The sequence below is a fragment of the Leptolyngbya sp. KIOST-1 genome (assembly GCF_000763385.1).
Lineage (GTDB): Bacteria > Cyanobacteriota > Cyanobacteriia > Phormidesmidales > Phormidesmidaceae > Nodosilinea.
On record NZ_JQFA01000002.1, the window covers coordinates 936,623 to 949,342 of the forward strand.

At 62.5% G+C, this 12,720-nt stretch carries 10 protein-coding genes and 2 pseudogenes; 1 reads left to right on the top strand and 11 read right to left on the bottom strand.

Annotated elements, in window-relative coordinates:
• Window positions 1–14 precede the first annotated feature (14 nt).
• The 10 genes and pseudogenes from NF78_RS04205 to NF78_RS33395 all read right to left on the bottom strand — a co-directional run bounded on the left by NF78_RS04205 (window position 15) and on the right by NF78_RS33395 (window position 11,517).
• Entirely contained in the window at window positions 15–992 is a 978-nt protein-coding gene (locus NF78_RS04205) for a phosphotransferase family protein (RefSeq protein WP_035985006.1), read from the bottom strand.
• Window positions 993–1,083: 91 nt separating this feature from the next.
• Window positions 1,084–2,430, bottom strand: a complete 1,347-nt coding sequence (locus NF78_RS04210; RefSeq protein WP_035985007.1) for a phosphotransferase — start codon at window positions 2,428–2,430, stop codon at window positions 1,084–1,086.
• On the bottom strand, window positions 2,414–4,282 hold the full coding sequence (locus NF78_RS04215; protein WP_035985008.1) for an ABC transporter ATP-binding protein: 1,869 nt from the start codon (window positions 4,280–4,282) through the stop codon (window positions 2,414–2,416). The genes NF78_RS04210 and NF78_RS04215 overlap by 17 nt, the downstream gene beginning before the upstream one ends.
• 144 nt (window positions 4,283–4,426) lie before the next feature.
• Window positions 4,427–5,605: a glycosyltransferase family 4 protein gene (locus tag NF78_RS04220; RefSeq protein WP_035985009.1), complete on the bottom strand. Its 1,179-nt coding sequence runs from the start codon at window positions 5,603–5,605 to the stop codon at window positions 4,427–4,429.
• Window positions 5,602–6,840: a glycosyltransferase family 4 protein gene (locus tag NF78_RS04225; protein ID WP_035985010.1), complete on the bottom strand. Its 1,239-nt coding sequence runs from the start codon at window positions 6,838–6,840 to the stop codon at window positions 5,602–5,604. The genes NF78_RS04220 and NF78_RS04225 overlap by 4 nt, the downstream gene beginning before the upstream one ends.
• Window positions 6,841–6,859: 19 nt before the next feature.
• The gene (locus NF78_RS04230; protein ID WP_052049768.1) at window positions 6,860–8,170 is read right to left on the bottom strand and encodes a glycosyltransferase family protein; all 1,311 of its coding nucleotides are present in this window, start codon (window positions 8,168–8,170) and stop codon (window positions 6,860–6,862) included.
• A 560-nt stretch (window positions 8,171–8,730) separates the two neighbouring features.
• Complete coding sequence (locus tag NF78_RS04235) at window positions 8,731–9,399, bottom strand: response regulator transcription factor (RefSeq protein WP_035985011.1); 669 nt, start codon at window positions 9,397–9,399, stop codon at window positions 8,731–8,733.
• Window positions 9,396–10,814: a sensor histidine kinase gene (locus NF78_RS04240; RefSeq protein WP_035985013.1), complete on the bottom strand. Its 1,419-nt coding sequence runs from the start codon at window positions 10,812–10,814 to the stop codon at window positions 9,396–9,398. Before NF78_RS04240 ends, NF78_RS04235 begins: the two co-directional genes overlap by 4 nt.
• 221 nt (window positions 10,815–11,035) lie before the next feature.
• Window positions 11,036–11,398 (bottom strand): annotated as a pseudogene (locus tag NF78_RS32205) (sulfite exporter TauE/SafE family protein).
• Window positions 11,395–11,517, bottom strand: a complete 123-nt coding sequence (locus NF78_RS33395) for a sulfite exporter TauE/SafE family protein (RefSeq protein WP_412768519.1) — start codon at window positions 11,515–11,517, stop codon at window positions 11,395–11,397. The pseudogene NF78_RS32205 and the gene NF78_RS33395 overlap by 4 nt, the downstream one beginning before the upstream one ends.
• A gap of 371 nt (window positions 11,518–11,888) precedes the next feature.
• Between NF78_RS33395 and NF78_RS32210 the strand changes: the two are divergent.
• A pseudogene (locus NF78_RS32210) lies at window positions 11,889–12,500 on the top strand (IS1 family transposase); the annotation flags it as partial.
• Here NF78_RS32210 and NF78_RS30825 read toward each other — a convergent pair.
• Window positions 12,447–12,617: a hypothetical protein gene (locus NF78_RS30825; protein ID WP_156119641.1), complete on the bottom strand. Its 171-nt coding sequence runs from the start codon at window positions 12,615–12,617 to the stop codon at window positions 12,447–12,449. The pseudogene NF78_RS32210 and the gene NF78_RS30825 overlap by 54 nt on opposite strands.
• Window positions 12,618–12,720 lie beyond the last annotated feature (103 nt).

Sequence of the window (12,720 nt, forward strand, 5' to 3'; positions counted from 1 at the left end):
GCTTGGCTGGGGGGCTACGGCCCTTGAGCCAGGCGGGCTTCGCAGAGGGAAAGCAGCGGGGCCGTGGTGGCGCGGCGGTGGGGGTGCTGGGTGCTGATGTAGATGTGGCGCACCAGGGTAAGGGTTTTGTAGGTGGCGATCGCCCCCCGGCTGACCTGACTGTCCAGTTTGCAGAATGCCTCCACTAGGGCGGTTTCTTGCTGGGTAAAGGCATCTGGATGGCCAAACCGACGCAGGCTTTGCTCGCTCAGGTGGGCAACAAAGTTGCCGATATCTAGCGCCGGGTCGCCCTGGCAGTAGAGGTCAAGATCCAGCAGGTAGAGGCGATCGCCGCTGACCAGCACCTGGTCGGGGTAAAAGTCGCGATGAATGCCAGTGGTGGCGGCCTGGGGCAGGGTCTTGGCCAGGGCGGCGCTGGCCTGGAGAACGTGCTCAATCCGCTCCTGCCACTGGGGGTGGATCTGGGCCACGCGGGGCAGCCGCTCTTGCAAAATGCGAATTTCATCGGCAGGGGTGTGGCACTTGCGGGCAGGAATGTTTGCCCGGTGCAGCTTGGCGATCGCCCCCGCAATCCGTTCCGCCAGCCCCACATCCTGCGGCAGCAATTCCGTCGCCACCCGCCCTGGCACCCACCGCTGCAACCACAGGTGCAGCTCCGGCATCACCCCCAGCGGCTCCGGCACCGAAACCCCGTCGGCGCTGGCGTCCTCAAACCCGTGGTGCCAAAGCTTGCGTTGCAGCTCATAGCTGTGGTGATCCAACCCCCGCGATCGCACCTTCCCCACCACCGTCACCACCTCCCCCGCCAGCTCAATGTCGTAGGCAATCAAACACCGCCGCCCCAGCTTGTGGCGCAGGGGACGGATGGCCCGGAGGGAGAGCGATCGCCCCAACACCTCCCCCAGCCGAGACCCCACCCAGGCCGGGGTAAGCGCCGGAGCCAAAAACGCCAGCGCCGGGTCACAGAGGAGAGTGTGGGGAGTTGGGGACATGGGGAAGGCAAAAAGCAGAAGGCAGAAGACAGAAAGCGCAAACTCAAAACTCAAAACTCAAAATTCAAAACTCATCCACCCTCCCACCCATCTACTCCCCACTCCCCACTCCCCACCCCTCACACCGCCCACCCACCTCCTCCCGCTGCAAAATCCCCTCAATCCGGTGCAGCAGCTTTTCCATGCGCGTAGGCCAGTCGGGGGCACGGTAGCGGAAGGGTTCGGGCAAAAGCTTAAACAGGTGCAGAGCCGTGTAGAGCCGCAGGGTATCGGGATCGGGGGCGGTGCCCTGGGTGGCGTAGCCCTGGAGCAGGCCAGCGGCGGCGGCGCGGCGGCGTGGGTCGTCCAGGCAGCCCCCCAGGTGCTGGTAGTCGAGCTGGGCCAAAAACGAGCCCAGGTCGCGGGCGGGGTGGGCGCGGGCGGCGCGGTCGAAGTCGAGCAGGGTGATGCGATCGCCCTTGACCAGCACCTGGTCGGGCTTGAAATCGCCGTGGGTGGAGTGCCACTGCTGAGGCAGGTGAACCAGCCCCTCGGCAATGGCGCGGCTAAGGGATTTGAACCGGCCCGCCAGGCTGGGTTGCAGATAGCACAGGTCGCTGACCAACTCCATTACATCCAGGGCTTCGGCGGCGCAGCTCATCGGTTGCAGGCGCTTGAGCCGCTGCTGGTGCAGTTCGCCCAGGGCCACCCCGACCCGCTGCAGAGTGCTGTGAACGGTGGAAATATCGCCCTGCATGGCCGTCTCCAGGGGTTGACCCTCCACCCAGGGGAAGGCCAGCATCTGGTAGCGGTGGCTGCGGCCCAGCAGGGGCGCGACCGCTAGCACTTCGCCAGAGCAGATGTCGCGGCTGTTGCGGCGGGCGGTGTCGTAGTCGTCCTGGGTGTAGGCTTTAACCACCCAGCGCTGGGATGGATCGGCCCCCACGTTGAGCCCGCCCACATAGCGGCGCTCGGGCTTGTAGTTGAGGGTTGTCAGGCTGATTTCGCCTGCGATCGCCTCATCCGGCTCCAGGGCCAACAGCTTGCGGCACACTTTGGGCCGGGTCGCAGAGTTGAGCAATTGGGCCACCGATCGCAGTTCGCGATCGAGGGGAAAGGGCGCAATTGCCAGCCCCAGCGCATCCACCACCATTGGCGGCAGATGACTGTCCCTTGCTCGTTGACCCATCCGCTGGTACTTGGCCAGCTTTTCGACCCGATCCAGGGGATAGGCCTTGCCGTAGAGGCAGCAGGGCTGATGCTGCCCCGGACTGGTCACGGTGTAGGCCACCAGGCAGTTGGTGTGGGGCTTGTAGCGCAGGTAGGTGCTGGCGATCGCCGCCGCCGCATACCCCGCCGATCGCAGCCGGGCCAGCATGGCGTCGTCATCCAGCAGGGTGGCCAGGCCGGGCAGCTGGCGATCGCGCTCCACCAGGGCCAGATCAGCGGCGCACAGCATAGGCACCTCCCTGGGGCGGGAATGATTCCTGGTCAGCCAGTTTGCGACGGGCCACCTGAAGCTGGTAGAGGGCGGCGTAGGGGCCACCCTGGGCCAACAGCTCGGCGTGGGTGCCGCTCTCCAAAATTTCGCCCTGCTCTATATAGATGAGGCGATCGGCGGTGGCGGCCAGGGCCAGATCGTGGGTGATGATCAGCGTGGTACAGCCCTGGGCCACCTGCCCCAGGGCCTCGATCACGGTGCGCTCGTTGTCCCTGTCGAGGCCCGTGGTCGGCTCATCCAGCACCAGAATGGGCGAGTGGCGCACGGCGGCGCGGGCGATGGCAATCCGCTGGCGCTGCCCGCCAGAGAGGGTCACCCCCCGCTCCCCCAACACCGTGTCGTAGCCCTCGGGCAACCGCAAAATAAAGTCGTGGGCGTTGGCCAGTTGCGCTGCCACCAGAATATCGTCGTCGCTGGCCTGGGGGTTGCCGTAGGCGATGTTGTCGCGCACGCTGGCGGCAAACAGCAGACTGTCTTGCAGGACGACGCTGATCTGCGATCGCAGCGACTCCGCTTGGTACTCGCGAATATCCACCCCGTCGATCAACACCTGCCCAGCGCTGGGTTCGTAGAGGCGCAGCAGCAGGCTGGCCAGGGTCGATTTGCCGCTGCCCGACGGCCCCACAATCGCCAGCGATTGCCCTCGCAACGCCTCAAAGCTGATGTCTTTGAGAATCGGGTGGCCTGGCTCGTAGGCAAACTGCACCTGCCGAAACGTCACCCGACCGCCAAAGCTGGGGGCCGGGCGGGCATCGGGGCGATCGACAATCTCTGGCACCTGATCCAGCAGGTCGAGGATGCGCTCCCCCGCCGCCGTGGCCTTGGCCAGCCGCCCGGTGTACTTGGCGAAGTCGCGCACGGGCTTAAAGGCGTTCTTCAAATAGGCCATGAACACCAGTAAATCTCCCGGCGTCAGGCTGCCGTGGGTGACCAGGTGCGCCCCGCGCCCCAGCACCAGGGCTGTGGCCAGGGCAATGATCAAATCCACCGATCGCTCCAGCTGGGCTGCCAGACGCTTGGCCTTCACCCCGTCCCTGAGGGTTTTCTGGCTGTGGCCCGAAAAAGTCTGGGCAAAGATTTTTTCCAGTGACAGGGTTTTCACTACCTTGATCGCCCCTATGGCCTCGGCGGCGGTGGAGGCCATCGCCCCTTCCTGCCGACGCTGCTTGCGCGAGACTTCTTTGATGCGGCGGCTGAGGCGCACCGTCGTCAGCGAAAACAGCGGAATCGTGGCCAGCGCCAGCAGGGTGAGTTCCAGGTGCAGCCACAGCATCAGCCCCACCATGCCGATCAAGATCAGCGTGTTGCCCACCATCGGCAAAAAAGCCGTCACCACCACATCCTTGAGCAGGCCCACATCGCTGATCACCCGAATGGTGAGGTCGCCGCTGCGGGCCTGGTTGTGAAAGCTCAACGACAGATTTTGCAGGTGCTGGTACAGGTCGTTGCGCACCTGGGTCAGCACCCGGTTGCCCACCAGGGCAAAGCCCACAGTGCTGCAATAGTCGGCCAGGGCGCGCAGCCCGGTGAAGGCCACCAGGGCGATCGCACTGCCCCACAGCAATGCCGTGGGCGACAGGGCATCGACCCAGGGCACCCCCGACTGCCCCCGGTTGGGCGTCGAGGTGATCACCTCGTCAAACACAAACTTCAGCGGCCAGGGCTCCAGCAGCCGCAGCCCCACCTGGGCCAGCAGCGCCGTCAGCCCGCCCAGCACCAGCCCCCACTGCTGACGAATGTAGGGCCAGAAGCGGCGCACAATCTGCCACAGACCGGGGGCGATTTCGGTGAGTTTTTGGGGTCGTGCCATGGGGGAATGTGAGGGAGTGGATGGGTGGGGGGCAGGGGGTGGATGAGTGGATGAACCTTACGGAACCTCGGTTGGGGATGCCGCTGTCCCCTCCTTGGGAGGGGTGCCCGAAGGGCGGGGTGGGTCAAACCTGTAATCGCCCCATTAGCCCACCGCTCGCTGAACACTATCTCGCTGGGCCACCGCCAAAATCTCCCTGACCCGCCGATCCCAGCTGTGGTGTTCCACCACCGTCTGGCGGGCCGCTCGGCCCAGGCGCTGTCGCAGGCGGGGCTGAGCCTCTAGCTGTCGTAGGCGATCGGCCAGGGCGGCGGCATCCCCCGGCGGGCAGAGCAGACCGTCGATACCGGGGCGAATAATCTGCCGCAGCTGGCCCAGATCGCTGGCCACCACGGGCAGCCCCGCCGCCATGTACTCGTAGACCTTCAGCGGTGAAAAGTAAAAGTTTTCCAGCTGGGGATAGGGGGCGACCGCCACATCTACCGCCGCCAGCAACCTGGGGATTTGCTGGGGAGAAACCCGCCCGTGCCAGGTCACCGCTGCCCCCAGGCCCCGCTCCTTTAGAGTTTGCTCCATGGCGGGGCGGGCGGGGCCGTCGCCAATCATCGAGAGGCGAGCCTGGGGGCAGTGGCGGTGGAGCTGGGTGAATGCCTCGGCGAGAATGGGCAGACCGTGCCAGGTTTTCATGGTGCCGAGGAAGCCGATGGTGTAGGGGCGCACCGCCGTGCGCCCGTTCTGAGAGGGCGGGGTGGGGTGGAATCGATCGACGTTGACGCCGTTGGGGATGACGTGGACGCGGCCCTCGGCTTGGGGAAAGGTGCCCAGGTAGGTGGCCACATCCTCAGAGACGGCGACCAGGGCAGTGGCGGTGGCAAAGACCCGCTGGGCCATGCGCTGGGCCTGCTCAGTGTGGATCAGCTGGCGGTATTGGGCCTGCTCTTGGAGCAGGGGGGCGTTGACTTCGAGGATGCTGGGGATGGTGCGATCGCGCCCGTACTCCATGCCGCTCACGCTCCACAGGGAGTAGCGTTCGTACACTAGGTCAAAGGGCCCAGCGGTTTCCAGGGCAAAGCGCAGGTCGAGGTTCGCAGCCATTTCCGCCTGTTCTCGCTGCACCGGGTCGTGCTGGGGCACCTTGGGCAGGCGGTGGACGGGCACCTGCGCCAGGTCGGTGGGGGCCTCGCCTCCCAGGCGGGCAGCAAAGAGGGTCACCTGGTGGCCCTGGTTGACCAGGGCGCGCACCACCTCCTGCACATGAATCGAGCAGCCTTTGCAGCCAAAGACCGGGACGCCGCGATCGGCGCAGACGTAGGCAATCTTCATGGGCGCACCTCCTGGATTGCAGGTTGGACTAAGGGCTGGGAGACTGGCCGCACCTGGGGCTGAAACAACTGCCGCAGCTGGGCGGCGTTGCGGTGAATGTCGAAGTTGGCCTCGATCTGGCGGCGGGCGGCGGCGGCGAGAGTCACCCGCAGGGCGCTGTCTCGCAACAGGTGGCCCAGGGCGGCGGCCAGGGTCACCGGGTTGTGCTGGGGCACCTGAAGGCCGGTTTCGCCGTGGCGCAGCACTTCGGGAATGCCCGTCACATCGGTGGCAACGCAGGGGGTGCCCAGGGCCATGGCCTCTAGCAGCACCGTGGGCAGGCCGTCCTGGTTGCCGTCGCGGCCTACCACGCAGGGGGCCGCCAGCACCGCCGCTCCCTGCACGATCGCCCTCAGCTCGGTCTGGGGGCGTGGCCCCACCAGTTCCACCCAGGGCTGTAAACCCGCTGCGTCGATTTGCTGCTGGAGATCCTCCGCCAACTCACCATGGCCGACGATTTGGCAGTGAAAATCAACTTGCCCCTGGGCCAGCAGTTCGCAGGCGGCGATTAAATCACCAAAGCCTTTCTTTTCCACCAGGCGACCCACCGCCACAATTTTGGCAGGCCGATTTTGGGGCGGTTGGTAAGCAAACTGGCTCAGGTCAATGCCATTGTAGACCCGCTGCACTCGCGCCGCCGCCGGGCCATACTGCGCCTGAAGAAATTGCAGGTTGTAGTCGCTGACGGTGACCACACCTTTGGCATCGGCCAGCTTGCGGGCCATGTCCTCCGGCTGCACCTCCTGGTGGTAGATATCTTTGGCGTGGGCCGTAAAGCTGTAGGGAATGCCGCTGAACAGGCTGGCCAGCCGCGCCACCGAAGTGGCCGAGGTGCCAAAGTGGGCGTGGAAATGGGTAATGCCCTGGGACTGAGCAGACATGGATAGGGCGATCGCCTGACATAGATCCTGCGAATCCTCCCCCTGGGCCTGGGGCAACTTGGCCCAAAAGCCGGGCAGCACCGCCGCCGCCTCTTGCAGCAGTTGCCAAAACTTGCTGCCCCGCAGATCTTTGGTGGTCAGGTAAGTCACGGGCGCTTTTACCCGCGCGATGATGTCTTGAAAGTGGCTGTCCAGCGGGGGGCGGAGGGCATAGATGGCGATGTCTAACCCGGCGGCTTCGTGGGCCAAAATCTCTGACACCACAAAGGTCTCAGAAAATCGGGGATAGCGCTTGAGGATGTAGGCAACTCGCATGGCTCGTTTGAGTTAGGGATTAAACGGCGGCGGCTAGGGGCGATCGCCCCCCAGATCTGGGCTCGGCTACCACCTCGGCCAGCAGGTGGGGCAGGCGCTCAAGGCCGAGCAGATCGATGCGTCCAGGGCGATCGCTCCCCCGGCCCATGACCTCAGGCGGCCGCCCCCCCGCCAACCACTGGGTGAGGACGGCGGGGCCGATGTGGTCGGGATGCAGCAGGTCTACCAGCCCCATCTGGCGCAGGCGCTCAGCCCGAATCCACTGCTCGCGCCGGGGTTTGACGCGCGGCACAATCAGCGCTCGGGTGCCAAAGGCCAGCACCTCGCAGGTGGTGTTGTAGCCGCCCATGGCCACCACCGCCGCCGCCCGGTTCAACAGCCAGGTCGGCTCCGGGCAGTAGTCGAGCACCGTCAGTTCTGGTCGAGAGGCCGCGTATCGGTGCACCTGCTGTCGCGAGGTTTGGGGCATCAGCGGCCCAGCCACCAGCACCCCCTGCCAGCCCTCGGGCAGGGTCGCCTGGGCAAAAGCCGTGGCCACCGCCGTCCCATCCTGGCCACCCCCTACCAGGCACAGAGCCAAGGGACGGTCGGGGGCGGGGGCGATTCTCCCCGGTCGGGGCTTCGCCAACGCCAGCGGGGGGCTGGCCGTCAGCCGTTGCCGACCGTCGAGGTAGCCCACGTAGCGCACCTTGGCGGCAATGTCGGCGGGCCAGCGGTAGGCCGCCACCGGGTCGTACACCGCCGGGTCGCCGTAGATCCAGATGGCGTCAAAGTAGCGGCGCACCGCCGTTTCGTTGCCCGCCTTGCGCCACTGGCGGCGCACCACCGCCGGGTCGTCTAGAATGTCGCGCAGCCCCAGCACGCAGCGGGTCTGGGGTTGCTTTTTCAAAAACTCCAGCACCCCGTCCAGCTCCCGCAGCGCCCCCCGAGGCACGTTGTCTACCAAAAACACATCGGGGTTGAAATTGTCCAGCGCAGCGCGAATGATCTGGCCCCGCAGCTGCGCCAGCTCTTGCTGGGAAAGATCGAGCCGTCGAGGTCGGTACTCGCCCTCGGTGGTTTTGTGCCAGGCGGGCAGAGCCAAGTAGTCAACGCCGGGGGGCAGATTCTCAGCATTTCCTTCTACCATGCCGGTGATTAGCAGCACCGAACAGTGGGGCACCTGGCGCACCAAACTCTGAGCAATCAGCAGGTTGCGGCGCTTGTGGCCCATGCCCATAGTGTCGTGGGAATAGATGGCCACCCGCAGCCCAGCGGCGGGGGCCGCGCGGTGGTGCGATCGCCCCTTGTGGGGGGCATACGGTCGCGATCGAAAACTATCGTTCACCATGACTCACAATTCCAGATGGGGCAATTAGGGGTGTGGACAGATAGATGTAGACATAGTTGGAGCTATCGAAATCCGATTCCAGATATCAGCTTGCAACCGCTTTAGCAACACACCAATGAGCCGGAATCAGAGCAAATCCAATGCGTCTACAGACATCCAAAACAGATGGACTCAATCACACCAGCTCTTGACCCTCAAAACAGGTTAAGAAGTAGTTAAAACTTAAATCAAAACCCTTAAAACATCCATTAGACAACCCTAAGAAATCCTAAGAAAACTCTTATAAAGCCATGGATATATCCATCAGTCAGAGCAGTAAAACAACTCCTCAGTTTGTTTTTGCGCGTACAGGAAAATCCGCAAAACTCTTCTATCGAGAGATAGATTTTGCCGATTTGAACAGCTATTTCTAAACCTTGGCAGCTAGCGGCTTTTCGCAAGCAAACGCCGTCAGAAGCAACCAGAAGCTACCCAGGTCAGGCAACTTTCCGCCAAAAATAGGCTTTCCTAAAACTACTGACGGTAGCCCCAGGGACTCGTTCCGATTCCTAAGAACACTCTTATAATCTGAAGCGGTAGCCAAAGCCGCGCACGGTTTCAATTGCCCGTGCCCCCAATTTCTTCCGCAGATACCCGACGTAGACATCGACCACATTGGAGGATTCATCGTAGTCATAGCCCCAGACCTCGCTGAGCAGTTCGGCGCGGCTAATGGCCTCCTGGTGGCGTCGCATAAACAATTCCAGCAGCGTAAATTCGCGGGTCGAAAGCTCGATCAATTGGCCCGCTTTGCGCACCTGCCGCTGGCGCAGATCGAGCACAATGTCCCCCACCTCTAGGGTGAGTTGGGCGGGTTTGCTGGCCTGGGCTTTTTTGCGCAGCTGCACCTGAATGCGCGCAATCAATTCTTCTAGCTGAAAGGGTTTGGTAACGTAGTCGTCGGCCCCACCGTTCAGCCCTTGCAGCTTGTGGCGCAGGTCGTCGTACACCGTCAAAATAATGACCGGAATCGTCTCCCCCTGGCCGCGAATGTGCTCCAGCACCGACAGCCCGTCCTGGTCGGGCAGCCCCAGGTCAAGAATCAGCAGATCAAAGTCGTCGCTGTTGGCCAGGTAAATGGCGCTCTGCCCGCTGTCTACCGCCAGGGTGCTGAACCCGCTGGCTTCCAACCCCTTGCTCAAAAACGAGGCGATCCGAGGCTCGTCCTCAACGATCAAAATCTTGCTCATGGCTGGGCGCTGTCTTGGGGGGGCTCTAGGGGAAGCACAAGGGTAAATATAGTGCCCTTGCCAGGGCTGCTGGCAAGGGCGACTGTGCCACCGTGGGCATTGGCTATGGCCTGCACGATCGCCAGCCCCAGCCCTGCCCCCTCCGAGCGACGGCTGGCGGGGGCGCGGGCAAACCGCTGAAAAATGCGGGCCTGGTCGGCGGGGCTGACGGTGGAGCCGCTGTTGTGAACCCAGAGGTGGATCTGCTGGTTGACCAGGCGCGAGCCAATTTCAATGGTGTCCTCGGGCTGGGTGTGTTCCACGGCGTTTTGGGTGAGGTTCATCACCGCCTGGGTGAGGCGATCGCGATCGCCCACAATCCGCACCTTAGCCACCTGGGCCAGATGCCACTGACGGGGGGCAATGGCCTGGGCTTTGGCGTAGATGGTCTCCATCAGCTCATCCACCTGCACCATGGTCAGATCGAGAAAGTCGGGGCGCTCCGCCCGAGCCAGCAGCAGCAGATCCTTCACCAGGCGGCTCATGCGCTTTAGCTCGTCCTGCATCAGCCAGAGGGTTTTGGGGCGATCGCCCTGCTCCTTACCCAACAGTTCCAGATGGCCCTGGATCACCGTAATCGGCGTTTGCAGCTCGTGGCTGGCGTCGTTGATGAAATTGCGCTGGCTGGCAAACGAGGCCCGCAGACGGCTGAGCATGTCGTTGAAGGTGTCGGTCAGCGCCGCAATTTCCCGGGTGCCCCGCACCGGAATCCGCTGGTCTAGCTCGTCGTCTGCCGATTTAATCGACCGGGCGGTTTCCGTCAGCAACTCCAGGGGCGCAAGCACCTGCCCAATCACCAACCAGGCGGCCATCAGCGCCAGCAGAAACGCGCAGCCCATCACCGCCGACATAATCAGCAAAATCTGCCTGAGCTCCTGGCGGCGGTTGGTCAGCGAGAAGGCCACCACAAATACCCCCTTGCTCGCCGAAGCCGTCTCAATCGGGTAGACCTTGTAGGCCAGCGTCTCCATGGGGGTTTTCAGCTGGCCCTGCTGCACCTGGCTCAGGGCAGACCAGCGGGCGATCGCACTGTCGTCAAATTGCAGCGCCTCCGGCAGGGCGATCGGGCTGGTGGCATAGATCTCGCCGTCCAGCAGCGCCAGAAAATATTCATCGTCCTCGGGCACGCTGCGGGCCAAAAATACGTCAAACGCCGCCCCCACATCGTCGCCAAAGGGCTCCCCCGTGGTGGGGTTAAAGCCGTTGAGCAAGCGCTGAAATTCCTCAATTTCCTGCGCCAGGGCGCTGTCGATGCTGTCGTCGATCTGCAACAGCAAAATTTGCCGCGCTGCCAAAATCGACCCCGCCGTCGCCAGACAGATCAGGGCCGTCAGCCAGGTCAAGATTCGCGATCGCGTACTGCTCAGGAAATGCATTGAACAATGGGCCGGGGGGCATTTCTGGGGCCTGGCCTGAAGAACGAGGCTGGACAGGGTATCTATTCTATCCATAGCCCAATGCCGTTACCGCCGCCCAACTCGGCCAGGGCCTGCCTTAACAATCGCCCGTTAGCGTGTCAGCCAGAGCTTTCCCGGCCTGAACTGCCAACACCAGCGTGCTGTAGGTTTGCTCACCACAGTGCTGGGTTCCCTTTGGGTCAAAACAGGTCATAGCATAGGAGTTTTGCCCCAAATCCGCAGGGCATCAATCCCCAGGCCAATCCCAAAAGCAGCGGCGTCCACTGTTGGGGGTTGAGGGACAGCGCCTGAATGGCTCGACTGAGGCGATTGTGCCAGCCCGCCAGGGCCATGGGGTTGAGAAAAGGAACCCTGGGAACCTGGTTTGGGCTAATTTACGCTAGCCCAAACCAGATCAGCAGCAGCCTGGTGACTAGGGCAACGCTTTGCCGCAACGGGCTGCCGAGGCTCGCCATGTGTCCACTGGCCACCAGCACCGACCCCAGTGCCCCAATCATGAGGCCGATCAGGGTACAGCTGATCAGCCGCCCCAGGTTGCTCAGTAGATTAAAGCCAACCTGCTGCCAGCAACCACAGACTGAGACTGCGAGAAGGCAACTGTAATTGGCCCGCACATGCCCAGGCAGTATCCAACGCTACCCAGAAATCGTAGAGTGGCCATGAGCAAGAGGCCGAGCAAACCGGCGTTGCAGCGCTAGAAAGCATTTCTGAGGTTAACACCCTGACTGGCTGGGTGGCTTTTGATAGCTTGTCCGTTGACAAGTGCGTTAGTGGTGGTCTTGCCGCTCTCACGAGCACTGATCCGCTACAGGAAATTGGTGCTTGAACAGCTAGCCTATGGACAGGCATGCCTGTGGGCAGATTGAGGTAGGAAATTGGTAGGACGGTTTATTGAGAACCGCTATAATCAAGAGACAGAAGGGATTAGAAGATTTTCTGAACTTCGTTCGGGACGAAGGGGCCGTGGGTTCGAATCCCGCCATCCCGATTCTTCTAAAATCTACTGCGGAAGCGCCTTGTTGTACGTTCCGATGGACGATTCACTTTATTGAACGCCGAAGCCGCTACTGGGTGTCCACGATAGCGGGGCATAAGGACGAACTGCTGTTTCAGCGGGGGACCCAACAGGCCTGGTAGTGGGCCAAAGCCTGCTCGTTCATTCGCTGGTTTACTGACGGAGAACATCGCTATGCCAAGGCGTTATGGGACTTAGCTAGCGTCTATTTGGCCCTGCGGGAGCGTCCCAGTCAGTATCGCACCCGAAAAGTCTGGCGGCATGGACTTGAAGTCGCCATGAAAATCAAAGGGTCTCAAGGTCTGCGGCCGGTTGTCTGGGTGAGGCCAGAGCATCCTTACACTGCGCTTAGCCCACTGGCTGAGGTGCATGCCAATCATAACGAGGCTCATAATGCAGCACTGAGGCGACGATGCAGCGCCTATCGTCGGCGTCAAAACCTCTATGCCAAAACCCAAGCCGGATTGCAGCGGGCCTTAGATGTCCAGCGGCTCCTCCACAACTGGGTCAAGCCCCATTGGGGTCTCGGCAAACGGACGACTCCGGCTATGGCGATCGGTCTTTGGCATCGTCCGCTATCTACTCAAGAAGTCCTCTGCATGAGAGGGTTTCAATGTATCTCCTCTTAGCAGACCAGTGCCGACCTCGGCCCCCAGGGCGCGCAGGCGATCGCCCGCCAGCCCCAGGGCTAACTGACTGTACGAATTGGGCCGCAAACTGCCGGCCATCCCCACAAATTTCACCATAGCCACCTCCTAGCCGCTTATACGTACTCGTTATGGCTTCAATCTAATAAGTTTTGTGGCGTTCTGTCAAGGCCGACCAGGCAATGATCTGAATTCCCCGATA

Coding starts and splice junctions, on each gene's coding strand:
- NF78_RS04205 (WP_035985006.1), bottom strand. CDS start 992: ATGTCCCCAACTCCCCACACTCTCCTCTGTGACCCGGCGCTGGCGTTT.
- NF78_RS04210 (WP_035985007.1), bottom strand. CDS start 2,430: ATGCTGTGCGCCGCTGATCTGGCCCTGGTGGAGCGCGATCGCCAGCTG.
- NF78_RS04215 (WP_035985008.1), bottom strand. CDS start 4,282: ATGGCACGACCCCAAAAACTCACCGAAATCGCCCCCGGTCTGTGGCAG.
- NF78_RS04220 (WP_035985009.1), bottom strand. CDS start 5,605: ATGAAGATTGCCTACGTCTGCGCCGATCGCGGCGTCCCGGTCTTTGGC.
- NF78_RS04225 (WP_035985010.1), bottom strand. CDS start 6,840: ATGCGAGTTGCCTACATCCTCAAGCGCTATCCCCGATTTTCTGAGACC.
- NF78_RS04230 (WP_052049768.1), bottom strand. CDS start 8,170: ATGGTGAACGATAGTTTTCGATCGCGACCGTATGCCCCCCACAAGGGG.
- NF78_RS04235 (WP_035985011.1), bottom strand. CDS start 9,399: ATGAGCAAGATTTTGATCGTTGAGGACGAGCCTCGGATCGCCTCGTTT.
- NF78_RS04240 (WP_035985013.1), bottom strand. CDS start 10,814: ATGCATTTCCTGAGCAGTACGCGATCGCGAATCTTGACCTGGCTGACG.
- NF78_RS33395 (WP_412768519.1), bottom strand. CDS start 11,517: ATGGCCACTCTACGATTTCTGGGTAGCGTTGGATACTGCCTGGGCATG.
- NF78_RS30825 (WP_156119641.1), bottom strand. CDS start 12,617: ATGGTGAAATTTGTGGGGATGGCCGGCAGTTTGCGGCCCAATTCGTAC.